24 protein-coding genes are annotated in these 24,753 nt (G+C 37.1%); 3 read left to right on the forward strand and 21 right to left on the reverse strand.

The genetic code is table 11. From position 1 onward, the window contains the following. Positions 1 to 10: 10 nt before the first annotated feature. The 9 genes from ACTQ5J_RS03850 to ACTQ5J_RS03890 form a co-directional block, all read right to left on the reverse strand. Positions 11 to 1,414, reverse strand: coding sequence for a glycoside hydrolase family 1 protein (locus ACTQ5J_RS03850; protein WP_441750686.1), 1,404 nt, complete (start codon positions 1,412 to 1,414; stop codon positions 11 to 13). 17 nt (positions 1,415 to 1,431) lie between these two features. After that, complete coding sequence (locus tag ACTQ5J_RS03855) at positions 1,432 to 1,995, reverse strand: hypothetical protein (protein ID WP_441750687.1); 564 nt, start codon at positions 1,993 to 1,995, stop codon at positions 1,432 to 1,434. Between the two features lie 5 nt (positions 1,996 to 2,000). Further along, positions 2,001 to 2,855 (reverse strand): carbohydrate ABC transporter permease, encoded by an 855-nt coding sequence (locus ACTQ5J_RS03860; protein WP_441750688.1) that lies wholly within the window; start codon positions 2,853 to 2,855, stop codon positions 2,001 to 2,003. Positions 2,856 to 2,859: 4 nt separating this feature from the next. Continuing rightward, positions 2,860 to 3,732, reverse strand: a complete 873-nt coding sequence (locus ACTQ5J_RS03865; protein ID WP_441750689.1) for a carbohydrate ABC transporter permease — start codon at positions 3,730 to 3,732, stop codon at positions 2,860 to 2,862. A gap of 73 nt (positions 3,733 to 3,805) precedes the next feature. After that, positions 3,806 to 5,101 (reverse strand): ABC transporter substrate-binding protein, encoded by a 1,296-nt coding sequence (locus ACTQ5J_RS03870; protein WP_441750690.1) that lies wholly within the window; start codon positions 5,099 to 5,101, stop codon positions 3,806 to 3,808. Positions 5,102 to 5,118: 17 nt separating this feature from the next. Beyond that, entirely contained in the window at positions 5,119 to 6,054 is a 936-nt protein-coding gene (locus ACTQ5J_RS03875; protein ID WP_441750691.1) for a glycoside hydrolase family 113, read from the reverse strand. Positions 6,055 to 6,076: 22 nt separating this feature from the next. Beyond that, entirely contained in the window at positions 6,077 to 7,255 is a 1,179-nt protein-coding gene (locus tag ACTQ5J_RS03880) for an AGE family epimerase/isomerase (RefSeq protein WP_441750692.1), read from the reverse strand. Positions 7,256 to 7,517: 262 nt separating this feature from the next. Beyond that, positions 7,518 to 8,393 carry an ROK family protein gene (locus ACTQ5J_RS03885; protein ID WP_441750693.1) on the reverse strand — a complete coding sequence of 292 codons (876 nt, stop codon included), beginning with the start codon at positions 8,391 to 8,393 and terminating at the stop codon, positions 7,518 to 7,520. Between the two features lie 12 nt (positions 8,394 to 8,405). Then, positions 8,406 to 10,655, reverse strand: a complete 2,250-nt coding sequence (locus ACTQ5J_RS03890; RefSeq protein ID WP_441750789.1) for an alpha-galactosidase — start codon at positions 10,653 to 10,655, stop codon at positions 8,406 to 8,408. 412 nt (positions 10,656 to 11,067) lie between these two features. Here ACTQ5J_RS03890 and ACTQ5J_RS03895 point away from each other — a divergent pair, with 412 nt between their 5' ends. Beyond that, on the forward strand, positions 11,068 to 11,913 hold the full coding sequence (locus ACTQ5J_RS03895) for a mechanosensitive ion channel family protein (RefSeq protein ID WP_441750694.1): 846 nt from the start codon (positions 11,068 to 11,070) through the stop codon (positions 11,911 to 11,913). Between the two features lie 63 nt (positions 11,914 to 11,976). Here ACTQ5J_RS03895 and cbpB read toward each other — a convergent pair whose 3' ends face one another. From cbpB to racE, 4 genes are read right to left on the reverse strand one after another with little or no spacing between them, the layout of a single operon-like run. After that, positions 11,977 to 12,477 (reverse strand): cyclic-di-AMP-binding protein CbpB, encoded by a 501-nt coding sequence (gene cbpB / locus ACTQ5J_RS03900; RefSeq protein ID WP_441750695.1) that lies wholly within the window; start codon positions 12,475 to 12,477, stop codon positions 11,977 to 11,979. Between the two features lie 14 nt (positions 12,478 to 12,491). Then, positions 12,492 to 13,007 (reverse strand): YfcE family phosphodiesterase, encoded by a 516-nt coding sequence (locus ACTQ5J_RS03905; protein WP_441750696.1) that lies wholly within the window; start codon positions 13,005 to 13,007, stop codon positions 12,492 to 12,494. Beyond that, positions 13,004 to 13,606, reverse strand: coding sequence for an XTP/dITP diphosphatase (locus ACTQ5J_RS03910; protein WP_441750791.1), 603 nt, complete (start codon positions 13,604 to 13,606; stop codon positions 13,004 to 13,006). Before ACTQ5J_RS03910 ends, ACTQ5J_RS03905 begins: the two co-directional genes overlap by 4 nt. After that, a complete protein-coding gene (gene racE, locus ACTQ5J_RS03915; protein ID WP_441750697.1) occupies positions 13,587 to 14,435 on the reverse strand; it encodes a glutamate racemase in 849 nt (282 codons plus the stop codon). Before racE ends, ACTQ5J_RS03910 begins: the two co-directional genes overlap by 20 nt. 222 nt (positions 14,436 to 14,657) lie before the next feature. Here racE and ACTQ5J_RS03920 point away from each other — a divergent pair, with 222 nt between their 5' ends. Continuing rightward, complete coding sequence (locus ACTQ5J_RS03920) at positions 14,658 to 15,050, forward strand: type II toxin-antitoxin system HicB family antitoxin (RefSeq protein WP_441750698.1); 393 nt, start codon at positions 14,658 to 14,660, stop codon at positions 15,048 to 15,050. Between the two features lie 181 nt (positions 15,051 to 15,231). Here ACTQ5J_RS03920 and ACTQ5J_RS03925 read toward each other — a convergent pair whose 3' ends face one another. The 8 genes from ACTQ5J_RS03925 to ACTQ5J_RS03960 form a co-directional block, all read right to left on the reverse strand. After that, positions 15,232 to 16,515 carry an ABC transporter permease gene (locus ACTQ5J_RS03925; protein ID WP_441750699.1) on the reverse strand — a complete coding sequence of 428 codons (1,284 nt, stop codon included), beginning with the start codon at positions 16,513 to 16,515 and terminating at the stop codon, positions 15,232 to 15,234. Continuing rightward, positions 16,508 to 17,416, reverse strand: a complete 909-nt coding sequence (locus tag ACTQ5J_RS03930) for an ABC transporter ATP-binding protein (protein WP_441750700.1) — start codon at positions 17,414 to 17,416, stop codon at positions 16,508 to 16,510. Before ACTQ5J_RS03930 ends, ACTQ5J_RS03925 begins: the two co-directional genes overlap by 8 nt. Positions 17,417 to 17,581: 165 nt before the next feature. After that, entirely contained in the window at positions 17,582 to 18,958 is a 1,377-nt protein-coding gene (locus ACTQ5J_RS03935) for an alanine/glycine:cation symporter family protein (RefSeq protein ID WP_441750701.1), read from the reverse strand. A gap of 269 nt (positions 18,959 to 19,227) precedes the next feature. Continuing rightward, positions 19,228 to 19,923 carry a PspA/IM30 family protein gene (locus ACTQ5J_RS03940; protein ID WP_441750702.1) on the reverse strand — a complete coding sequence of 232 codons (696 nt, stop codon included), beginning with the start codon at positions 19,921 to 19,923 and terminating at the stop codon, positions 19,228 to 19,230. Between the two features lie 23 nt (positions 19,924 to 19,946). Further along, positions 19,947 to 21,044, reverse strand: a complete 1,098-nt coding sequence (locus tag ACTQ5J_RS03945) for a hypothetical protein (protein ID WP_441750703.1) — start codon at positions 21,042 to 21,044, stop codon at positions 19,947 to 19,949. A gap of 213 nt (positions 21,045 to 21,257) precedes the next feature. Continuing rightward, the gene (locus ACTQ5J_RS03950) at positions 21,258 to 22,919 is read right to left on the reverse strand and encodes a hypothetical protein (protein ID WP_441750704.1); all 1,662 of its coding nucleotides are present in this window, start codon (positions 22,917 to 22,919) and stop codon (positions 21,258 to 21,260) included. A gap of 364 nt (positions 22,920 to 23,283) precedes the next feature. Then, positions 23,284 to 23,508, reverse strand: a complete 225-nt coding sequence (locus ACTQ5J_RS03955) for a hypothetical protein (protein WP_441750705.1) — start codon at positions 23,506 to 23,508, stop codon at positions 23,284 to 23,286. Then, positions 23,495 to 23,659, reverse strand: coding sequence for a hypothetical protein (locus tag ACTQ5J_RS03960; RefSeq protein ID WP_441750706.1), 165 nt, complete (start codon positions 23,657 to 23,659; stop codon positions 23,495 to 23,497). Before ACTQ5J_RS03960 ends, ACTQ5J_RS03955 begins: the two co-directional genes overlap by 14 nt. Before the next feature lie 529 nt (positions 23,660 to 24,188). Here ACTQ5J_RS03960 and ACTQ5J_RS03965 point away from each other — a divergent pair. Further along, a complete protein-coding gene (locus ACTQ5J_RS03965) occupies positions 24,189 to 24,656 on the forward strand; it encodes a hypothetical protein (RefSeq protein WP_441750707.1) in 468 nt (155 codons plus the stop codon). The last annotated feature ends 97 nt before the right edge of the window (positions 24,657 to 24,753 follow it).

The raw sequence follows: 24,753 nt of genomic DNA on the forward strand, positions 1-24,753 counted from the left end.
TCTTCTTTTACTAGTTATCTAATGTCAGACAATTATTATCGGCAACAGTCTTGAACCAATGACCTGACTTCTTAATTGTTTTTACTTGAGTATGAATGTTAGTCGAAATAAAGCCGTAGCGGTTTTTATAAGCATTTGACCATGACCAACAATCGATTGGTGTCCATAAATGGTAACCTACACAGTTAGAGCCTTCTTCTATTCCTCTATGTAACTCTAGCAAATGTTCCTTAATAAAGTTAATACGGTAATCATCTTGAACAACACCTTGTTCATCTTGAAACAGCTCTTCATTCGAGACACCCATGCCGTTTTCAGCAACGAACCACGTAATATTGCCATAATTATCTTTGATATTCTTAGCAATATCATACAAGGCTTTAGGATAAATTTCCCAACCACGATCAATATTCATACGACGTCCCGGCATATCAAAATCCTCATAATACTTATTAGGCATCCAATTAAATCTTAAGCTATCTGGTGACACATCTGGTTGCTTTACTCGGTGAGGATGATAGAAATTAACACCTAATATATCAACGGTATTGTGTTTTATAATAGCCAGTTCCTCATCTGTAGCGTCAAAAAGCACATCGTCATTACTTAATAGTTCTAATAGTTCAGCTGGATAAGCTCCTAAAACAGAAGGATCTAAGAACAGTTGATTAATCCATAAGTTCGCAATTCTTGATGCCTCTTGGTCTGCTTCATCTTCGCTCGCTGCATAAGATGGCGTTAGATTCAGGATGATACCAATCTGTCCTTCAGGATTTTTATTAACTTCTTTAAATTTAGCAACTGCTTTTGAAGAAGCTAATTGTAGGTTATAAGCAACTTGAACTGCTTTTTTACCATCCACTACTTTAGGATAGTGGAATTGATATAAATATTGACCGTCAACGACAACCATCGGTTCATTATGAGTAAACCATTCACTCACACGATCACCAAATAGTTTGAAACATTGTTCTGCAAATTTTACAAATAATTCTACAACATGTTTTGATTCCCAACCGCCATACTTATCATATAATTCAACTGGCAAATCAAAATGATGTAAGTTGATAAAAGGTTTAATACCATTTGCGATCAGCTCATCAATCACATTATTATAGAAATCTACACCATCTTGATTCAAAGAAGCTGTTTCAAAATCGTCTATTAAGCGAGTCCACTGAATTGATGTTCGGACACTATTTAAACCGGTTTGTTTCATCAATTGAATATCTTCTTTATAACTATTATAAAAATTTGAGGCTGTATCTGGACCTACTTGATTGTGGAAACTTTCTGGTTCAATTTCATACCAATAATCGAAGACATTCGCATGTTGTTTATTAAAGCGACCTTCACTTTGTGGGCCAGATGTGGCTGCGCCCCAATAAAAATTCTTCGGAAATTCTAAATTCATAATATACCCCTCTATGTTTAATTTTTTAATTGTAACTGAGCGTCTTGTATCAACTCTTGGTAACGAGACATCATCAATTGACTCAACTTAACGTACAAGCCCGGCAATAAGCATACTAATATAATTAGATTGCTATAGCCTATGATAATCGCCACGATAATGAAAAGAGAAAAACTCAATGAAGTGGTCCAATAACGGACAGAGCTATAAAAAGCTGTTAGCAAAGCTTCCTCTTCGGTCGAAACATCACTGATCACTTGAACATAACTCAGCCAACTAGTAAATACTGTACACACAATAAAAACTAATAATATGATATAGCTAAAAAAGTTTATCAAAGGATGGTTGAGTTTCATGTATAGCGTGCTCGCTAGAAAAAGATTGATAAAAAGTAACAACCAAACAACTGATAAAGCTTGCTGATAACGTGTCTTTTTGACCACCTTCTCTGGATAATCTTCTTCATAAAAGCCAATTAACGTTTGGACAATTCCTTTCGTGAAAATTCTGATCCAAAAATGCCCCGAATGACTAATCATCTGATAAATATAATTTATCCACTTTACCATATTTGCTTTCATTGAGACTATCCTTTCACTGAACCTGAGACACCATTATAAATATGCTTTTGTAAAAATAAGAATAAAACTAAAATTGGTACAATTACAATCACTACTCCAGCTAATATAACCGGCCAATTTGTGCCATAAGGTCCTTTAAAAGCAAATAATGCAGTCGAAATCACCTTAAGTTCGCGACTTGGCATGTACAGGAAAGGATTATAAAAGTCATTATAGATAGCCACACCACTGATGACTAAAATCGTTACCATCGGTGCTTTTAAATTCGGCAAAATGACGCGTCTGAACACTGTAAAGTAGGATGCACCATCAATAATAGCTGACTCATCTAACGAAATAGATATTTCATCTAAATATTGTAAAAAAATGTAAATTGAGATAACATCCGTTCCTAAACTCAAAATAATCACTGACCACATCGTATTGAAGAGACCAAGTGAGTTGATGATTTGAAAAGTGGCCACTTGACTTGTAATTCCTGGGATTAACATCGCAGCCATATATAAAGCCATGATCACTTTTTTCAATTTAAAATCAAAACGATGAATCGCATACGCAAACATGGCCCCTAAAAGCAATTTTCCAATCATACTTATAATGAAAATAATCAACGTGTTTTTGAAACCTACTAACATGTCACCTTCGACAAAGGCCCGTGTATAATTTTCGATGGTCCAAGTTTCTGGCAAAGCTAGGACACCACTGTTTAAAAATTCATCATTTGTTTTGAACGAACCAATGAAAACTACCAACACAGGCAGAATAGCTACAATAGCTCCAATTATTAAAACACCATATTTAAAAATCGTTCCCAAATACAATTTTTCTATTATCGATTCTTTACTGACAGCTTGTTCCATTTTCTCACCCTTTCTCACGTAGGAACCATCTTTGGACGATTGTCACAAATAAGACAATAAACAATAGGATAACCGCCATTGCAGAAGCTAAACCTACACGATTGTATTCGAAGGCTGTTTCAATTGTTTGAATAACAAAGGTCGAAGTCCCGTTTGATCCTCCGGTCATAATATATGGGATATCAAAGACGCTAAGTGAGCCTGAGATACCTAGAATGATATTTAAAAAGACAATATTTTTGATACTTGGCAAAATAATAAATCTAAATTTATGCCAATTGTTGGCGCCGTCAATTTCAGCTGCTTCATAAATTTCTGGATTAATGGATTGAATTGACCCCAAGAATATCAGAAAGTTGAAGCCTGTATAACGCCAAACCGACGTAAATGCAAGGGATATATTGTTAATTGCCCGATTCCCTAGCCATAACTGAATTTGGTCTTCCAGGCCAATCATAGTTAAGATTGTATCGAGAGTCCCCCCACCTTTATAGAAATAAAGGAAGATAAATCCAATAGCAACCCCATTTAACAGATATGGGAAGAATAAGATACCTTTCCAAAAATTTGCAAACTTCACTTTAAATGATAAAAGTGTCGCAAACAACAAAGCAATGCCTAGTTGGAAAAAAGTGGCAAAGAAATAATAAAGGCTAGTTTTAAAAACAGAGAAATAACGTGGATTCGTTAGAACCGTCTTATAATTATCTAGACCCACAAATTTTTGATTAGGACTGTAACCATTCCAGTCAGTTAAACTATATTGAAACATTTTAACAAGTGGAAAATATGAAAACAGCACCAATAAAACTAGGGGTATGATTGTAAAAGTAAAGATCAGTATTTTTTTTTCGGCATTAGCATTAAATTTTTTCATGAGCTACTCCTTTTATTAATAGTAGCGCTCGTTTAGGAGCGCTACACAATTCTACCTTTTTACCAGACCTATATTATTGGTTAGCTTCGATAGCTTCAGCCCAGCGCTCATTGAATTCAGCCATCATGTCCTCAAATGTTTCGCTTGTATTGCCAATCGCAGCATCGATGATGCGTTGTTTTTCATTATCAGTTGAACCTACACCTAATTGTGAGTAATCATTAATTTGACTAAATAACGCTTCTTTTCCAGGTTCAGCAGGATTTTCTTCTAATAAAATAACTCCTGATTCTTCAGCACTTGCTAGAGAGGCTGGCATTTCAGCACCGATCACTGGTGAAATTCCGCCATTTTCTTCTGCATAGTTAGAGTCTTGAATTAACCAATCTAAGAAAGCACGTGCAGCTTCTTTATTTTCACTATGAACATTGATAGCTAAGTTATAGTCGCCACCCACTGCTAAATATTGGTTGCCATCCTCAGCTGTCATTGGGAATGGGAAGAAAGCGATGTGTTCAGCATTTTCTGGATTTGCATCTTGTACTTGAGGAACTGCCCAGCTACCTAAAACCATAATACCTATTTTGCCATTAGCTAAGTCTACTTTAGATTGTTCCCAGTCTGTCGTTGTTGGATCTGCTTCAATTAATCCTTGGTTCGCAACGTCATATAATAAACGGTAAATTTCGTTCATTGTTTTACCATCTTCGAAAGGTGCTGTATCTGTAGTCATTTCATTTGTGAAATCTGGGTTACCTGAAACACCTGAGCGAGCAAAATCCCAGTTTGATAGCGTCCATCCAGCTGCATAGTTAGTATATAACGGTGTCACTTCTGGATTGTTTTCTTTGATTGTTTTTAAGGCTTCAATAAATTCTTCTGTTGTCTTAGGAAATTCAGTAATCCCTGCGTCTTCAAATACTTTACGATTGACAACCATTCCTGTTGCATTTAATTGTGTCGGGATACCGTATTGAACACCATCAAATGAACGGTCATTTAATCCTAAATATGTGTCGGATAAAGCTTCTTTTTCGCCCAATGATTCAAAGAAATAGTGGAAATCTTCTGGGTTAATGTCCGCTGGAAGCATTAGCACGTCACCGTATTGTTCAGTGTTCATACGTGTTTTAATTTGACCTGCATAATCCGTAATTGTTTCGATTTTTACTTCAACATCTGGATACAACTCATTAAATTCAGCAATATACTCATCCCATTTACCATTTCCCTCCCAGTCAGTTTTGTGGTTGATAAATGTAATTGTACCTTCCTGTGCTTGTACAGTAGTTGTCTGAGTTAATACGCCAACGGCTGCTAAGGTTAGTGCTGAACCTAGAACTAAAGTAGCTTTTTTGAATAATTTCATTATAATTTTTTTCCTCTCTATTTTGAACTTTTAGCATAATATGCTTGAATGATTGTTTCTGCTTTTTTTCCATAAACGGCATAATCATCATTTTCATTTGCTGATACAATCGGGTATAGCACGGTTTTCCAATCCCACAGCCCAAATCCTTGAACCCAGGATCTTTTATCTGTCGCTTCAAACATCGCCTGATACCAGTCCGCTTGAGCGGTTGGATCACTCGCTCCTTCTTTAGTCCAATCATTAGGCAAATATTGACTACCTGAACGACTTGGACATCCCGCTTCACAAAAGAAAAATGGTTTTTCATATTTTTTTACGACTGTTTCTATTCTATCGAGTTGCTGGTCCCATTGATCGATCGGATAATAACCAGAACTTGAAATAACATCTAATGCATCCCACCATTGAAGGTGATCTTCTTGATATTTATCGCAATTATAAGTCACTAAACCATTGTACTCTCGCCTAACTAACTCAATTAATTCACGCCATTCTTGGCTTCGTCGGGTAGCATTCACCAACTCACAGCCAATCACAAGCATCTCACACTGAGTCTCTTCAGCAAGTTTCGCATAATGCACAATGTAATCATTATAATTTTTAAACCAATCTGACCATTTGGGCTCACATGGAATATCCATATCGAAAAAATTGATATGAGCGCGCCAAGTCCCATCACTTACATTCACCATTGGCTTCAAAATCACTCTCAGGCCTTGTGCTTTAACAAAAGCAATCATATCCTTGACTTCTTCATCGCTCAGTACAGTGTCAGCCTGCCAGTTAATCATAGTAGATTGGGCAGTCTCTTGTTCGACAACAAGTGCTAAAATGATTGTATCAGCGTCAAGTCGCTCTTTTAATAACAAGAGTGATTCTTTCGCTTCTGGTTTTTCAAAATCACCTCGACGACTCATAAAACCAAAAGTCATCCCTTTAATAAAATCCAACTGCTTCCTCCTTTCCTTTTTTTTATGATAAACGCCCTAACATTTCAACATATATTCTGACTGTATGATATGGGCCTTTCCACCCATCTGATAAACTTGTTGATTTAGTCTCGACAACTTGCCCACTTTCATCAACGTGAGGCAACCATTCACTCAATTGCCCTGGTATCATTAAATGTGCTTGGATAAATTCCCAGTGGCTTTGTGCTAATCGTTTAAATTGAACTTCTTTAGTACGGCTAAAGGCATCATAAAAACCAATCACACTTTCAGCCAAACTCCACCATTGTTTAATTTGACTCTTTTGACCTGAATGATAATGATCAAGAATAATTCCTTGATCATCCAGTCCTTCCTCAAGCACGGATTGAACGATTCGTTGAACGAGTGCCACATAGTCAGAGTCATTCGTTTTTTCCAAGACCTCCAGGCTACGATAAAGTAACCAAGCAGTTTCGATATCATGGGCATAAGATATGTCTGAATTTAAGGGAGTCCAATCACGATGAAATTCTGTGTAACAATGCCCCTCTTCTGACACAATATACTCTTTAAACAAAGCCAAAAGATGTGTGATTCGCTTGGATAAACGAGAGTCTGGATAGACCTGATATAGATTGGTATAAGCTTCCAATAAATGCAATAAAGCATTGGTTGAATAATATGTTGCCTCACCCTTAGGCCCCATCAGTGTCGCTGAATGTGGCTGCCAGTCGCTTGTGAATTCTTCATGATACCCACTATCGTCCGCTAAATAAGCTTTTGATTCGATTAAATTAAATAAGTCAATCGCCAATTTTAAACTACTTTCTTTCTGGGAAACTTTGTAATACTCGCTGAAAGCATAAATCGCAAAACTTTGGACATAAATATGCTTCTGAGTGACTTTCGCTTGACCATCATAAGTGACAGACCAGAACAAACCTTGCTGATCTTCATCAAGTAAATAATCGACAATGAATTGGTAGACCTGATCAGCAGCCTCTAACAAGCCCTTAGTCTCTGACACGGGGTAAGCCGCAGATAATGCCCATAAATACCGTGTCATTAAAATTGCGCTCTTATCCGCCTGCTTATCAATCGATAAATCGCCAGCTACCTTCGCGTAAAATCCACCCTGTGCTTTATCCTCAAGACTCAACCAAAAAGGTAAAATACTTTCATCCAATTGCTTTTGAACTGTTTCTTTCGTCAATTCCATTTTTCAACCAACTCCTCGTGCGTATACAAAAATTAAAAGATAGCCTCACCCTTTCAATTTCATTCATTCGGAAAACGATTACAAATAGATAATAACACATCATTTTAATAAAGTATATACTTTTGATTAAATTATATATACTTCATCAAACTTTAATCTTCTCTAATCAAACACAGGTACAATAAGACACTGACTTTTCCAAATGAAAAACGCCCTCCTACAGCCTTTATAGACTCGCAAGAAAGCGTCGCTTCAAATTCCGCTATGATAAAAAAGTTCGTTCAAAATGGACGGCTGCACCAATTAAATTGGCATCGTTAAAGAATTGACATACCTGAATATTGGGTTTAATGTCGGCAGCACCTTGTCTGTCTAACAACTGAGAGACGCGCTCAGTTAATACGCGTGTAATTTCTGGTCTGACAGAAATACCGCCACCTATCGCTACTAATTCAGGATCGATGATCAAGGATAAATTATAAATGCCTCTGGCAAGCGAATCATAGATTTCATTGACCATCGCTTTGGCAGCTGGATCGTCTACCTCAGCTAAAGAGAATAATTCCAAACCATTTGCGATAGGCTGCTCAGGATGGGCTGCATTATGACGGTTAATCTGAAGTAAGCTACTTGATAAGTTACTTAATGTATTCTCATGATCAAGCAACATATAACCTAATTCACCTGCAAATAAATGCTGACCCTTCACTAATTCGCCATTAATCGCAATGGCACCACCTATGCCAGAGCCTATTATCATAAATGCAACATTTTTGTAGTCTTTCGCAATTCCGTAATCTAATTCTGCTAAGGCAGCAGCATTCGCATCATTTTCAATCGAAACCGGTAATTCAAATAATTCTTGCCACGCCTTTACAATCTCAAATTCATGGAGGTACTGAACCGCACTAATTCCATGAATCACACCTGCTTGACTATCAACACTACCGGGACTACTAATGGCAACACCCGTAATCTCATGTTTTTCTTGCGCAATAACAAGGACTTCTTTCATTGCTAACTTTAAACTATCCCAATTGGCTGGGGTCGCAAAAGATCCTTTATCCAGCAAACTAGACTCATGCCAAATTGCATGTTTAACTCCTTGACCACCGATATCAAATACTAATAAACTCATAAGCACCCTCACTTATCCTTTTTTGGTTTTAAGATAAAAGACACGACTGTGATACTCGCCGGCTTTTTCACGCCCCCAATACTCATCGGCACGTCCCGTAAAGTTTTCATTTAATATCAAACCAATTGCCATTAAATCATCCCCATAACGGACCGGAATATCCTTACTTTCATGGTCCAATTCAAGCAATTCATAGGCTTGATCACTCGCTAAACCAGCTAATTGAATCCGCTCATAAGCTGGATTTGCGCTTGCTTGACTTTGATAAACTCCGACAATCGCTTCTGACTGATCCTTACTCACTACCATCCAAGCTGTTAAGCCTGCTTCGAAGGGACTATTCAAGCGGTAAAAATCACCATGATGTAACAAACTTTGATATTGATTAAATTGATTGATTTGCTGACGAACTTCTTCGCGGTCTGCATCACTCAACTTCATGATGTCTAATTCATAACCAAACGTTCCAAAAAGTGCCACATCTTTACGCATCTTCAAGCTTGTTATTCGTCCTACTTGATGATTCGGTATTTCAGACACATGGCTCCCCATCGTAGAAATAGGATACACCATCGATGCTCCATACTGAATTTTCAATCGTTCTATCGCATCCGTGTCATCACTGATCCAATTTTGGTTTGCATAGAAAAGCATCGCAGGATCATAACGTCCCCCACCTCCCGCACATGTTTCAATAAAGACGGCTGGAAAGGCCTTACGAATACTATCGAGTAAGTCATAAACGCCTAGAATATAACGGTGAAATAATTCACCTTGTTGATGTTTCTTTAAGAAATTAGAAAATGGTTCTGAAATATAACGATTCATATCCCATTTAATATAATCTATTTCAGCTGAGCCAAGAATCTGAGACATTTGCTCAAAAATATTCGCTACAACGTCCGGATTGGAGAAATCTAAGACGAATTGATTACGCCCGTGAGAAATATTCTTATTAGGGTGCCCAATAATCCACTCTGGATGGGCTTGATAAACAGGTGTATCTACAGATAACATTTCTGGCTCAAACCACAGACCAAAATGAATCCCCATCGCTTGAATATTGCTTGCTAACGAACGAATACCTTGTGGTATTTTATCTAAATCAGTTGTCCAATTACCCAGCGATCCATTGTCTGAATCGCGTTTTCCAAACCAACCGTCATCTAAAACAAACAAATCAAAACCAAGATCCTTAGCCAATTGAGCTTGTTCTAATAATTTCTCTTCGTCAAAATCAAAGTAATTTGCTTCCCAACTATTTAACAAAACAGGTGCCTTCTCAAAAGGTGTTTCATTGTGTAAGAGTTGTTGACGATAAATATCGTGGAACTGTTGACTCATCCCGTTCAAGCCCTTAGAACTATAAGCCATGACAACTTCTGGTGACTCAAAACTCTCACCAGTATCTAAATGCCAGTCAAATTGGAAAGGATTAATCCCCATTGATACACGCGTTACATGATAAGTATCCACTTCTATTTGGCTCAAAAAGTTTCCACTATAAACTAAACTGAAGCCAAAAGCTTCCCCTTGGTGCTCACTTGTATTTGGCGCAACTAAAGCCAAGAATGGATTATGGGCATGACTACTTGCTCCACGCGTACTTGAAAAATTTTGCACACCTTTTATCAGAGGTTTGCGCTCCAAGTGTGTTTCACGAGCCCATGCGCCATATAAATGAAGCAGCTCAAAATCATCATGCGGAAAGTCTATCGACATACTCAAAAGACGCTTTAAGCGTAAACTCTCTTCCCCATGATTGTGAACAACCACCCGTCTGACAATAACAGCTTGCTCCCGATAAATCGTATAATGTAAATCGATGGCCGCCTGGGAGTAGTTATCTTTTAAATGAATAATTAATGTAGCGGCATCTTCTTCTCCTGCTCGTAACATCGGCTGAAGATTCGACGCATGCTTACCCGACAGTTGGGTATAACCGACATAACTCAGATGTGAAATATGATCCCCATCAGGATAAGCAATTTCGATTGCTGGGTAACGAAAATCTGTTGTCCCATAAACAGGAAATTCTTGTTTAATATGTTCAAAAGACGTAGTATGCGTGTCCTGGTATAAATTATTCGAAGGGCGCACTTCCCTTTCAATTAAATAATCATAATTATCTCTAGGCTTGATGGCAGCCCCATAGTACAACTGTTCCAACGTTTGAGTACTTTCTAATACATGGAAAATATAACTAAGCTTACCGTTAGTTAAGTGGAAACTTGGATAGTGACCTTCATTTATAAAAATCATTTGCGACATATACTCTCTCCTCTAATCAATGATTAAATTTATAGACTACCGCTAAATGCAGTTGTAATCGCCATTACGGTACATTTTAAGCATGAAAGCAAGCTAATAATCTAGTTTATTACTTCGTTTCAGATTTCCAAGCCTGAATTTAAATAACATTCGAACAACTGTAATCGTTTTCCTAAAACATTCTATAATCTAATCCTAGGTAAGTCAACCAAGAATAATAGTGTCTTCACTTTCAAAATTAGACATTCAAGGCAAAATAGGAAGCCTCGCCGCCTTGAACAGCACTAATTTTCTTGAAAATCGTAAGAAAATTCTGAATTATTAGCGATTAAACGGATTAACTTGAAAAGAAGGGGTAATTTACTTTAAACTAAAACTTGAAAACATAAAAGGGGGTAATAGTTTGAAACAATGGATTAATCAATTTCTCAGACAAGAATGGGATGAATTAGCAGTCGATGGTTTATCATTTTTCTTGAGTTTTATATTTATGACAGCATTATTTATTTTAGCAAGTAAATTACTTGACCTGATCTTTGATAACCGCTTTAATTCAAGATTGAAGGTAATTACTAAAAATAGTTCACCTCAAAGAATGAAAACAATCAATAATTTATTACGCAATGCAGCCAATTACGCTTTATATTTCATCTATGCTTACGCAATTTTAAAACTGTTTGGCTTTCCAATCGAAACTTTAGTAGCCAGTGCTGGGATTGCTGGTGTTGCTTTTGGTTTGGGTGCTCAAAATTTTGTAAAAGATGTAATTAATGGATTCTTTATCATTTTAGAACACCAATTTGAAGTTGGGGACCTCGTGGAAATTCCGCAAGAAGGGATTACAGGCACTATCATTAGCACCGGGATTCGAACAACCACGCTCAAAGCTGCCACCGGCGATACCTACTTCGTACCGAATAGTTATATTGCAATTGTCAATAATCAAAGTCGACAAGCAATGCGTATCGTTATCGATTTACCTTTAGACGACGATATGGATTTGTCTTTATTTAAATCCGTCGTACAAAAGACAACCGATGATATTCAGAAAGATTTTAGTGATTCTCTGACGCAAGAACCCGCGATAACAGGTATGATCCGGGGCGAACATCAAACTTTTTTATATCGCATCACTTTTTACGTGCTAAATGGCGAACAATATCAACTCAATAGTGAGTTTTATGAACGATACTTTTTGGCTTTACAAGAAAACGATATTCAATTCCCAATCAGTACTTTTACACCTTAAACCTATTAAATCGAAAAAAAGACCACCAAGAATTCTGTCAAGAATGCCTGGTGGTCTTTTTGTCTAATTAATCAAGACATGTTGTAGTGTTTCAATTTGTTTCGTTATTTCAGAGTTGCCGGAAATTCTATGAATGAAATGATTGAATCGTTTTAGAATTTCTCGTCGTGTAATCAGACCCAGAAATTTATTGTCACGTTCTGGATCAATGACACATACAAAGTTATGATCGATTAATTCTCTAAAAATAAACTCAAATGGTGTATCTGGATGGATTGTCGTTACATCTGTGCGCATAACATCCTCTATCTTTAATTGGTCCAATTGATTGATATCTATTGAGTCTAAAGTAACAGCTGCATTAATAATTAAAGGCATACTGATTAGACCGACCAATTGTGATTTCGGAGACAAAACAGGTATCAGTGAATACTTCACTTGAGACAAAACCAGTAAACCATGATTCAAAGTATGTGTTGAAATGACACTCGCTACATTGTCAGCCGGTATCATCAATTGTTCCATATCAGAACAGATAAAACGTTCAATTGTTGGATGTATCATTTTGCATCTACTTTCTAGCGAGTAAAGCTTTGACTTAAACGCGTTAATTTAGTTAAGTTATCATCATAAAATTCAACCAATATTTCTTCAGGAGATAAACTCACGACAGCAAAAGTTTTTTCAGGAACTGGTCCTCGAGATTGATTTAAACTCCCAGGATTTAATAACAAAACGTCATCTTTAACTTCAGCATATAAGCGGTGAGTATGGCCATGAAAGACAAATTTCGCCCCTATTTCATTTGCCAATTCTAACACTTGTTGGTTAGAATGATTGACACCGTGACGATGTCCATGTAACACAAGTACTTTTCCCTCATCCGTCGTTAAATTACCAATTTTTCGATATTGTGGATCGTAATCCATATTACCAGAAACAACCAGTGCAACAGATTCCCAGATTGGATCATCCGATGGAAATTCTGAATCTCCACAGTGGAAAATATAATCCACATCATCTTTAAATGCATCAATCACTTCTTGCACTTTCTGCCATCGTCCATGATTATCACTCATGACTAAAAACCTCATAATTGCTTCAACTCCTCTAACCAACTTGGTAATAAGTCTAATAACTGTGCCGTAGCATTGGCACGGTGACTAATCTTATTTTTTATAGATAAAGGAATTTCTGCAAAGGTGCTATCTTCTGATGCTACGTAGAACAATGGATCATAACCAAAGCCTTCAACACCACGTAATTCTTCTAGAATTTCTCCGTGGGCACGTCCTTCGACGACTAAACTTTCCATATTTGGATGAGCCACGACGATACATGAAACAAAATAAGCGGAACGATCGCTTGCATTTACCTCAGCTAAACGGGCCAATAATTTTTGATTATTGCGATGATCATCCTTCGGCTCTCCAGAGTAGCGAGCACTATAAATACCTGGTTCACCATTTAATGCGGGGACAACAAGACCAGAATCATCTGCTAAGGCAATACAGTTTAATTCTTTCGCAATCTGTTCTGCTTTTAATCGAGCATTTGCTTCAAACGTCGTACCTGTTTCTTCAACTTCCGCTAACTCTGGAAAATCCAATAATGATTGGACTTCCATTGCTAAAGGAGCAAACATTTCTTTAAATTCCTTGATTTTTCCTGCATTATGACTGGCTATAATCACTTTCAACTACAATCTCTCCTTTTATAACAGCACTTTTGATATTAGGTTGAGCCTCTTCTAACCATTGGCTAGCAATTGTCTTGAAGGGTTCCACTTCACCTGTAGTGTAATAGACTTGTGTCGCTGGTTCAGCAATTGCATCCTCAGCCGACCGACTTAAATTAAAATAATCTAACAAAGTACTCACTTCATTGATGGTTTCTTTCCCAGAATCGATTAGGTGAACCTGAGGGCCAATTGCTGTTTGGATTGCCTCTTTCAACAAAGGATAATGTGTACAGCCAAGAACTAATGTATCGATTTGAGTGCCCTCAAAGGCGCTCATTCGCTTTGAAACGATTTCATCAATTTCAGCTTGACTATATACTGTACTTTCAGCAATCTCCACAAATTCAGGACAAGCGACACTCGTCACATCTAAGTGTTCTACTTTTTCAGTTAATACTGTTTCATACAATTCACTGTTAATTGTCCCTTGGGTTCCAATAATGCCAATCCGATTATTAGTCGTTTGCTTTATGGCCGCGCGACTTCCAGGATGAATGACACCTACAACGGGGATCGCTAAAGTGGCTCGGATATCATCTAGAGCAGCTGCTGTGCCAGTATTACAGGCTATAACTAACATTTTTATGCCTTTTTCTCTCAAGAAATTTGTTAATTGCCAGATATAACGTTTGACTTCTTCAAGTGGTCTTGGTCCATAAGGACAACGAGCATTATCTCCTAAATAAATAATTGATTCATTAGGGAGTTGTCGTAAACTCTGCTTAACGACCGTTAAGCCACCAACTCCTGAATCAACAAAACCTATGGGTAAATTTTTCATTAAAAAACCTCACTTATTCATAATTTAATTCTATCATATTATACTTAGAAAAAGTTGCCATCCTTACAATTTTACCGAATTCTCACTTAAATTAGAACCAATACACACTTAAATCTCAATAAATATTCTTTAAGAATTGGCTATCAAGATTTTACTAATTTTGATAGAATTAGAGATGAGTAGATATTGTCTGTTTAATCAATCGATGAAAGGAGTTTTCTGATGACACAACCAGAAGTTTTTTACCCTGCAATTTTCTTTAAAGATAAAGAAGGTGCTTATACTGTTCAATTTCTAGATATACCTGGAGCTGTTACATTTGGTAATAATTTATCTGAGGCTTTCCAATATGCTCAAAACACTCTCGGCAACGCGCTTTATGACCAAACGAACTTACCTGAACCAACGCTTGATTTCACCCACGTAGATCTCAAACCAACGGATCGAATCGTCTTAGTGAGCATCAACTTAATGGAATTTCGTTCTCGCATGAATCATAAAAAAATTAAGAAAAATACTTATATCCCAGAGTATCTTGCGCTACTTGCTGAAAAGAAAAAAATTAATTTTTCGGCAACTTTGGCCGATGCTTTAGAAGAAAAACTATTCCCATAAACAAACAATTTATGAGAGTTTGTTAAGCTTTTTTTTAATTTAGTGAGAGCACAACTTTTTAAAATTGGATCCAATCGCTAATCATTCGTAGTGCCCCTTTAAGCACTCTCCTCAAAAAAAATAACATACCAGCACCAAGCTCATTACGAGCAAGCGGGTGTTGGTATGTTTTTTTATTGAACTATGACGCTTCTCTTTCTGATTTCCAAAGTGCGAATGATCGTTTAAAGGTGTTAATTATCCCTTTGTCGCTATAAACTAGCACATTACTCTTGTAAAAGACGGCCGAGAACCATAGGCAAAGAATCATGAAAATAATCGATAGGATAAAGGATAACACAATTTCTCCGTTACCAACCGTTTCAGCTGCGATTCTAAAAGGCATAACAAAAGGTGTAAACAAAGGGATTTGTGAACCAATTCGAACAATGGGATTATTAGTCGACACATTGGCGTATAAACCAATATAAAAACCAGCTAATGCTGTAAAGATAATCGGTGTAATCATCTTGCTAACATCTTCCGTTGTTGAAACAAGTGAGCCTAGGAAGCCAGCTATACTTGTATAAATCAAAATCCCGATAATAGCGTAAAGTGCTCCTAGTGCTAAAACATTACCACTATTACTTAAGTAGTAACCGATATCTAACTCATCTAAGAAATTAAAGAAGTCCATTTGTTGAACTACTAATCGAACTAAAAAGAAAATAACGACATAGGCTGCTAATTGTGTCAAAATAACTAAACCAACGCCAATCATCTTACCTAAGAAATGAGTCGTAGCTGATATACTTGAGAGAATAATCTCCATAATACGTGACCCTTTTTCAGCAGCAATTTCTTGAGAAATGATGCCGACGTAAGTCATAATAAACATGAAGACGATAAAACTCACACCATAAGCAACCCCTTGACGCACTAACACCGTAGGATCTTGTGAAGAGGTCTCTGTTGTCGTCCCATCATCGCCAGTTTGTAAAATTATCGTGTCGATTCCAACTGTACTGGATTGAATTTGGAGCAACTGCTCTTGGCTCATCCCCATACTTTCGGCCACATTATTTAAATGAAAATTTCCCAAAGCCTGTTGGATTAAACTCATATTTATATCCTTACTTGTTGGTTTACGGTAGTAAATTCCATTTAGAGTTTCTTCTGTTTGATCGACCACTAAGTAGCCATCGATTTCATCGGCAGTCAAGGCTTGATTGGCCTCTTCTTCTGTTAAAGTAAAAATGACATTATGTTGGCCACCACTTTCAGAAATAACTTCCTGAACTTCACTGTCAGCATTTACAACCGCAATCTCACCCACACTTGATGACATTTGATCTTGAGCAATTAGATAACCAATTCCCCCAAAAATCGCAATCATAAAGATTGGACTCATCACCATAAAGAAAAATGACCAAGACAGCACATTTTTACGATACACTTCTTTAATAACAATCCATGCTTTATTCATGAGTCGCTTCCCCCGCTTTCATCTTAAAGATCTCCTCTAGCGTCGGCGGTTGCTGACTAAAGGTTCTAATGTATTGTCCTTGAGTCACTTGTTTAAATAATACCTCTCCATAAGAATCATCTTCTAAAGTTAATAAGAAACTATCAGTATCACGCTGTTTCACACTCGCAACGCCTTCCAAAACTGATAAGCTATCCACGTTCCATTGATTTGTATCCAGAAATAGCTTCGTGCGACCAAAACTCTCACGAACCTGCGAAACCGTTCCATAGAGTACTCGTTTTCCATTATGAACCATCACTAACTTATCACATAACTCTTCAACATTATTCATATTGTGACTTGAAAATATAATACTGCTCCCCTTAGCTTTCAAATCCAAAATCCCTTGCATCAATAAATCAGAATTGACCGGATCTAAGCCACTAAAAGGTTCATCAAGAATGACCAACTTAGGTTCATGAATTAAAGTCGAAATAAGCTGCACCTTCTGTTGATTCCCTTTTGACAAAGTTTTTACTTTATCCGAACGTTTCCCTTTAACAGCAAACCTTTCCATCCAAAAATCAATTTTATCCAGAATATCTTGAGCATCCATTCCTCTTAAACGAGCAAAATACATAATTTGCTGCTCCACTGTCAGCTTTTCATAAAGCCCACGTTCTTCCGGTAAATAGCCAACAATATTATATAACTCCTTGCCCATTTCTTGACCATTCCAAAGCACACGGCCATTTTCTTCTGGTGTTAAAAAATCTAATATCATCCGAAAAATAGTCGTCTTACCTGAACCATTCTGACCAATAATCCCAATAATAGAACCAGATTCAATACTGAAGGATACATCATCCACAGCTCTCAAATCACCAAAAGTTTTAACTAAATTTGTTACTTCCAGCATAACTAACCTCCTATAAAAAACTTTACCTCTATCGTTATAGTGAACAAAAACACGTATAAAGTCAACTAATTACAACAACTATCGAGGTCTAAATAAGACCAATAAAAAAAGTTTCTTTAAGGAAATGGTAAGCACCCCTTAAAGAAACTGAATCTATCGTTATAATTAGTGATGATTATACAAACGCTCCATTGCAGGCTTTTCATAATCTTCTGATAACGCCACGACCACTTTGGTTAAAACAAATAGGCTGATGATATTCGGTATCACCATCAAACCATTAAATAAATCAGCTAAAGCCCACACCAATTCTACTTGTAAACTACAGCCTACTACAACAAATAAAGAAACTAAAACGCTATAGAGTGGAACAGCTTTGGCTCCAAACATATACTTAACATTCGCCTCGCCAAAGAAATACCAGCCAACGATTGTCGCAAATGCGAAAAAGAACACAGAGACGGCCACTACAGAATAACCTACTTGACCAAAAACTTGCGCAAATGCAAATTGAGTTAATTCAATCCCCGTACGGCTACCATCTAATGACTGAGTCACTAAAATTACTAAAACCGTCAAAGGTAATAAAACAATCGTATCAATAAAGACACCCATCATTGCTACTAACCCTTGATCTCCTGGATGCTTTACACGAGCTAAGGCATGAGCATGTGGCGTCGAACCCATCCCTGCTTCATGAGTAAAAAGTCCTCTGGCAACACCAAATCGAATCGCTTGCTGAACTGATACACCTAAGACACCTCCCAAGACAGCTTCTGGACTAAAAGCCCCCACAAAAATTGAGACGAATGCAGCAGGAACACGGTCAATATGAATTGCAATCACAATAATTGACGCTATCGTAAAGAACAAAGCCATCAAAGGAACTAGTTTTTCAGTGACAGCCGCAATTCGACCAATCCCTCCCATGAATACAATCAAGGTTAAAACGCCCATTATACTACCGGTTATCCATGGATTCACCCCAAAAGCAGTCTGCATCGCTTGTCCAACTGAATTGGCTTGAACCATATTCCCCATAAAACCTAAAGCAAAAATTAGTAAGACAGCAAAGACACTCGCCAAACTTTTACCCAAACGGCCTTTAAATGCGGCACGAATATAATAAACTGGCCCACCGACCAAATGACCTTCGACCGTTGTGCGGTAGTGCTGTGCAAGAATTGCTTCTGCATAAATAATCGCCATTCCTAAAATCGCGCTCATCCACATCCAGAAAACCGCTCCTGGACCTCCTGACACCATCGCCGTTGCTACTCCCGCTAAGTTCCCCGTACCAAGTTGGGCAGATATCGATGTGACTAAAGATTGAAAGGATGTCATTCCCTCTTCTTGACTAGCCTTAGTCCCTTTTAAAGATATTGATCCGAACGTTTTACGGAAACTATCCGGGAAAAGACGAAACTGTACAAATTTTAACTTAAAAGACAAATACAAGCCCATGCCAGACAGTAATCCAATTAACAAGACATCCCATAACCAGCTATTCAGAACTTCGACCAAACTCATTAGTTGACTCATTTAGTCACTCCTAATTTCATTAATTTTTTATATTAATCACAATTATTATTAAAATAAAGTTATAATGCAATATTTATTCACACTATCAATTAATATTACTGCTCTTGTTCGTGTTTTTTGGTGTAAAGCAGTAGTGAAGAACGACTTAACAACTCATGTATCTATCAGTCAGTCAGCTGTTTATCGTCTGTATATATTTTGCTAAATTAAAAACCTCAGATTATAGTCTGAGGTTTACCACAAGGTATGTCATCCAATTAGCGTAAACGTTAATTGGGATTATTTTCGTCTAAGCCCATTTCAGTTTTCATGCGAGCAAGCTCATCTTCAACAGATGCTGTTGATTTGGATGCATATTTAGCTTCTAAGTCTTTAGCTTTATCAATTGGTTCGGTATTTAATTCAGACATCGCATTCGCTTCATCAAGCATGCGGTTGGCTTTATCTTCCATCCGCTCGAAGTTACTCATCGCACCTTCTGAATTAGAAATTGATTGGGTCGCTTCATTCACTTTGGATTGAGCTTCAGCTACTGATAACTTTCCTTTAATCATTGCACGACGTCTACGTAAGGTTTCGATATCTGTGGCTAATTTATCATGCATTTGACGCATCTTAGCCGCATTCTCATGGGCTGATGCGTAAGTGGTCGCTAAGCCTGCTCCCACATTTTCAAGTTCTTGTTTTTTACTTAAGAAAATACGCGCATCATCTTCATTACTTGCTTCTAATGCTTTTTTTGCTAATTGTGCATATTTTTGAACTTCGGCTTCATTTTCATCAACTCTGCGTTTAGCACGCGTTTCTTCAGCCATCACTCCTGCGGTACTTTCTTTTACTTCAGCCAAATCTTCCATCATATCACGTAAGTATTGATCAATCATTTTGTCAGGATTTTCCATCCGATCAATCATTGAATTGACATTTGCACTGATAATTTTACTAAAACGGTTTAATATTGACATATTATTTTCCTCCTAATAATTAGCTATTCCTCTGGTTTTATGTCCGAATATTTTTTCTCTAGTTCATCTGCTTGTGAGGCTTGTCCAAATGTATCAAGTGGTTTATTGAGCATATCTTCAGTTCGTTTGGCTTCAAGTGCCCGTTGTTTTTGACGAGATCTCCACCAAACAAACAAGATTGATACTAAAAGGATGCCTCCACCTACCAGCATAACTGGTATCCAAGGAGAGGTTGTGACTTCCATGATTCGATCGGCTGCTTCCTTAAAAGAATTACTAAAGAACTGTTCTTCACTCAAACTACTATCATAATAGTTACGATCGATATAATCTAAGAGTATATCGCCTGCCTCAGTATCAATGACTTGCTTTGCTTGTGTCCCTGCGACGTAATAAGAAATATATTGATCACCATAAGGTCCTATTGCTTCAAAGGGTTCATAAAACAATAGTAATAAATGGGCTTCATCTGTAAATAACTCTTCATAAAGTTGATTCGCATAATTCTCAATATCGTCCATATTAACTGTATCAATTCCTGGAAGTCTGTCCGTAATGTAGACATAAGGTTGAATCCCAGTTTCTTGATAGAAATAGCGTAAACCATCTGTCATTTGAGTGCGATTACCAATCCAGTTGACTTCATCTGTAAAATACTCAGTTTCATTGACTGATCCTGAAGGAAGTGGTTCTCGCTCAACCGTTGACACCGTGATATTATTTGGGCCGCCGGACGATTGATTATTTCCAGAACTGCCTAGTACTGACCATAAGATGAGAACAACAACTACAATGAGTACCAAAATACCTAATGTTTTGCCGCACCCTCTGTTTTGACTGCTCCCCGGGCCACCAAAGCCATAGCCGCCACCACCGCCATAATTTCTGTAGGTTGGGCCCGTACGTATTATTGGTCCAATACGTGGTGAACGATTTCCCCAGCTACTTCCACTTGAACTCTTACCGCGACTTCCGCGACTTCCGCTACTACCACTACTTCCAAATGAACCACGTCCGCGACTTCCGCCGCCTATTCGACCGCCGCCACCTCGACTTCCACCAAAGGATCCGCCGCCGCCTCTTGAACTGCCTCCACCACGACTTCCACCACCTCTTGCCATTAAATCACCTCGCTTTCACTAAAGCTTGCTGTCATGTGTGTTATACCTTTTATAGTGTAAATATAGCATTCCATTTGATTTTGTGTCAATTTATTCCCCTTATTGGGGGGCAGTCCAAATGTTTGTGGCTTAACTCAAGCAGTTTAGCTGCCTATTTTGGGAAAAAACAGATTGCAGAAACCTTAAATTAGGTAGTGCAATCTGTTAGTAAGTTTATTCAAATTCAAGCTCACGAACGACGCCGTTTTCTGTCGCTGTAAATTGAACTTCTTGGCCCGCTTCCACAAAAGGTAATTGTTCGCTCAAGCTGATGTTAGCAGTGTAAACTGATCCATCGACCATGAAGTAGTAGATCGTGTTTCCCTCTACTACAACGGCTTGTATATCTTCAATTTGACCATTGATTGAGGCGAGTTCTTCTTCTGTCTCAATTTCATCAACATTTATTGGATTATCTTCTGCGTAACTTAGCATCAGACGTTCGACACTAGACTCCACATAAACATTTTGGTAATTCTGTACATCAATCAGTGCATATTCCTTAATTAGACCTGAACTATCTTTTAAGCTGAGAATATACATTGGACGTCCTTCAATACTGATAAGTAATGGGAATGTGGCAACATAGCCTGTTTCTTGAACACTACCTTCAGCCGACTGCATGGCTGAGAATTCTTCCGCAGCATTGAGTGGGTAAAAGCGCGTATCTTTCGTTCGCATATTGACTAGTACAAATCCTATATTCGATTCATCAGAAACAACCGATGTGATACCGGTATATAAATATAAGTCGTCGTCGATCGGTAAGTAATTATAGCCTGCCGTTGGTTCAGTAACACCTTGTTTTGAAAATATTGAGTTCCAGTAGCCGCCTTGATATCTTCCGTTCATTTCTAACTGGTGCAGAATTAATTCTGAACTATGCACACGGTCAACCCAACTTGGAATTTCTTCTAATTTATAGGTTGTTGTTTCACCTGTCATCGCATTTAAAGTGATTAACCCATTGGCTTCTGGCTCACGTAAGAAAAAGTTACGTGTATAAGTTGTGGCAATATAGTAAGGTCTTCCTTCATCATCCACTTCGAAATTGGGTGATTCAAATAAGGTAAATGGATTACTGAAACGTAATTTACGCATCACATCTCGGTTGAACATGTCTGAATAACTATACTTAATGGGTTGTTCAGGAGTTTCTACCGTTACTGCCCCTGTGACGTTATCGACTTTAAAGTAATGAGGAATTCCTTCTCTAAAATTATTTAACCATTTAAAGAAACCAGCATACTCAAGAGGTGTCACTCGGTATGGATAGCTTTCAATATTGATTTGTGTGTAATCGTCTGCTGCTTCAAACTGAGAAACTAGATTAGTTAAGGCTCCAAGATGACGATTACCTAATCGTGTCGCAGTATCACGGTCGATTAAAGTGATTTGGTTCAAGTCAGTTTGCGGAAATTCTGTCGCAAAATCAGCTTGTTCAATGTCAATCATTGTAGAATAGCCTTCTGAAAAAAAGAATGGTGAAAACACTAAATTACCAATCATTGCTACTAACCATAAAATAGGTAGTGGTAAAATCAATAATAAGTATTTCTTTGGCACTGAGCGCCATTTGACATTTTTAACATCGCCAGATTTTAATTCTGATATAAAGCTAGAACTATCGGCTAAGACTTCAATCACTACGATTCCTATTATCGCTAGTAATACAAAGAACCAAAAGTCAATTGCCGCATAATGGATTGCTGGTAAAGTCACATAGTAATAAATAAACAACGCGATAGCTAACAGAATATATAGTGATCGAATTCGTTTACCGCCCGTTTTTTGTTTTTTCGCTTTCTCTTTAGCTGTACCTGTTACGTCTTTCATAAAAAACCTCCTAAGTTTTGTTCACAATGAACACCTTACTTTAATTGTAAGCATTTTTACATCAATTAGCAATTGGGACTTTAGCCCTATCTTCTAAACCTCTATATCATGGTAAATTAAGGGCAGAATATGAATAAGGGATGAGTAAGATAAACGACAATAAGGCTTGAGAAAACTAAAGCACCCTGACATCGAAAAAAAGATGCCAGGATGGGATATGGCATTTATTGGTTAATCACTTTATAAATAAGTGTAGTGAAAAATCAAATTTGTATGTAAATTTTGAATATACGATAAGACAATTCACCAAACTATCTTATAAAATCATCAAATGATATCCAGTTCACCATTCCAATAACTGGCATCATACTGGCTCCCAATAACCGCCCCACGTATTTGTAGAGGTTTTCAATTTTCTTCTATGCAATTTACCATTAATCATTTTAAAGTGCCATTCATAAACATCTGACAAAAGCTTCACTGCGTAAGCGTTACCAAACTCATCGGTCTGCGCTTTGATTGCTCTTTCTTTTGGAAACACAAAACTTAATAGAATAAAGTCTACAAGTAATAATTTAATTTTTTTCATCTATAATCCCATTCTTTAACTCAAATTTTGGTATATTAGTAAACGATTCATGAGATACATCTGTTACTATCTGAAGAAACTGATTATTAACATATAGTTCGTATTTATTATGCTCATTTAAAAGAAAATAGGCATTTCCCTCATTAATCATAAAGCCCTCCTTGCACTTAGAGCTATTTACATAATAAGGTTCAATAGCAATTGCTGTTGACATATAAAAGAAAAAGAAAAAAATAAAGACCATAAACATTAGAATTCAGTTAACGAGTGACCTCAAAAAAAACCACATTTCACTTATACTTCATCGCTCATTATATATATGGTCAACTACTAATGTACCCTTCAGAATATTCGAATGTTGAACACATCATTATCTTTCAAGAAGAGGTTAATAGTTTTCGTTGCATCATTTATCACTATATATTTTTAATTACAACCGATACATTATTACGTTTCGCTGACATTATGAAACATCATCGCTTTGTCACTTGCATTTTGTTTCTTATGTCATTAAGAGAAGGGATGAATTATGAAGAAATTATATAGACCGGACAGAGTTTACAGAGGTTATCTGTATCGTGAGGGTCATCCCTATCCAATTCCAGCTAGAAAGGAGGTTTATGATGACTAAATAATCGACGTTTTCTCGATATATTTGCTTAATTTGGTTAATGCTAACTTTGGCATTACCTAAAAATGTGAACGCAAACGAAGCTTTCTATGGCCATTATGTTCCAAGCGAAGCCAGCATTATTAAGGAACAGATTATAGAACAAAACACATTCCAAATTGTCCTAAATAACTATTCAGATACAATAGCTTCCGATGGCAATTATCAGAGAATAATGGATATCAGAAACTATCTTAAAAATATTGATTCTTATACATTAACTGTTGATTCTAGTGAAGAGAATGTCAATGAAGCTTCTCTTAAGCCCAATTCTCAAAAAGTTGTTATAGAATTCTGGGATGGTGAGGTTTTCCCAATGTTTGCTGTTAACATTTATAATCCAAAGTATTACTTTGCTGATGATTATTTGACAATCACTTTTCCAGATAAAAGTACATGGTCATTTGAATTAGATGTTGAACAGAATTCGCTTGAAGATCACCAAAACACGACTTATGTTAGAAGTGAGGAACCTTAAGCTGTTATTTTTTTAACTAATAAGCCCAAGCCATATCAAGTAATTAGCGCTTCACAATTCAGAACTGTAAATTATATATGATAAAACTGGATTGTCC

This window comes from Fundicoccus sp. Sow4_F4, from assembly GCF_052116145.1.
Taxonomy (GTDB): domain Bacteria; phylum Bacillota; class Bacilli; order Lactobacillales; family Aerococcaceae; genus Fundicoccus.

Coding starts and splice junctions, on each gene's coding strand:
- ACTQ5J_RS03925 (WP_441750699.1), bottom strand. CDS start 16,515: ATGAATAAAGCATGGATTGTTATTAAAGAAGTGTATCGTAAAAATGTG.
- ACTQ5J_RS03865 (WP_441750689.1), bottom strand. CDS start 3,732: ATGAAAAAATTTAATGCTAATGCCGAAAAAAAAATACTGATCTTTACT.
- ACTQ5J_RS03885 (WP_441750693.1), bottom strand. CDS start 8,393: ATGAGTTTATTAGTATTTGATATCGGTGGTCAAGGAGTTAAACATGCA.
- ACTQ5J_RS03940 (WP_441750702.1), bottom strand. CDS start 19,923: ATGTCAATATTAAACCGTTTTAGTAAAATTATCAGTGCAAATGTCAAT.
- ACTQ5J_RS03860 (WP_441750688.1), bottom strand. CDS start 2,855: ATGGAACAAGCTGTCAGTAAAGAATCGATAATAGAAAAATTGTATTTG.
- ACTQ5J_RS03870 (WP_441750690.1), bottom strand. CDS start 5,101: ATGAAATTATTCAAAAAAGCTACTTTAGTTCTAGGTTCAGCACTAACC.
- ACTQ5J_RS03960 (WP_441750706.1), bottom strand. CDS start 23,659: ATGATTAATGAGGGAAATGCCTATTTTCTTTTAAATGAGCATAATAAA.
- ACTQ5J_RS03935 (WP_441750701.1), bottom strand. CDS start 18,958: ATGAGTCAACTAATGAGTTTGGTCGAAGTTCTGAATAGCTGGTTATGG.
- ACTQ5J_RS03905 (WP_441750696.1), bottom strand. CDS start 13,007: ATGAGGTTTTTAGTCATGAGTGATAATCATGGACGATGGCAGAAAGTG.
- ACTQ5J_RS03920 (WP_441750698.1), top strand. CDS start 14,658: ATGACACAACCAGAAGTTTTTTACCCTGCAATTTTCTTTAAAGATAAA.
- ACTQ5J_RS03955 (WP_441750705.1), bottom strand. CDS start 23,508: ATGAAAAAAATTAAATTATTACTTGTAGACTTTATTCTATTAAGTTTT.
- ACTQ5J_RS03850 (WP_441750686.1), bottom strand. CDS start 1,414: ATGAATTTAGAATTTCCGAAGAATTTTTATTGGGGCGCAGCCACATCT.
- cbpB (WP_441750695.1), bottom strand. CDS start 12,477: ATGATACATCCAACAATTGAACGTTTTATCTGTTCTGATATGGAACAA.
- ACTQ5J_RS03950 (WP_441750704.1), bottom strand. CDS start 22,919: ATGAAAGACGTAACAGGTACAGCTAAAGAGAAAGCGAAAAAACAAAAA.
- ACTQ5J_RS03890 (WP_441750789.1), bottom strand. CDS start 10,655: ATGATTTTTATAAATGAAGGTCACTATCCAAGTTTCCACTTAACTAAC.
- racE (WP_441750697.1), bottom strand. CDS start 14,435: ATGAAAAATTTACCCATAGGTTTTGTTGATTCAGGAGTTGGTGGCTTA.
- ACTQ5J_RS03855 (WP_441750687.1), bottom strand. CDS start 1,995: ATGAAAGCAAATATGGTAAAGTGGATAAATTATATTTATCAGATGATT.
- ACTQ5J_RS03945 (WP_441750703.1), bottom strand. CDS start 21,044: ATGGCAAGAGGTGGTGGAAGTCGTGGTGGAGGCAGTTCAAGAGGCGGC.
- ACTQ5J_RS03930 (WP_441750700.1), bottom strand. CDS start 17,416: ATGCTGGAAGTAACAAATTTAGTTAAAACTTTTGGTGATTTGAGAGCT.
- ACTQ5J_RS03880 (WP_441750692.1), bottom strand. CDS start 7,255: ATGGAATTGACGAAAGAAACAGTTCAAAAGCAATTGGATGAAAGTATT.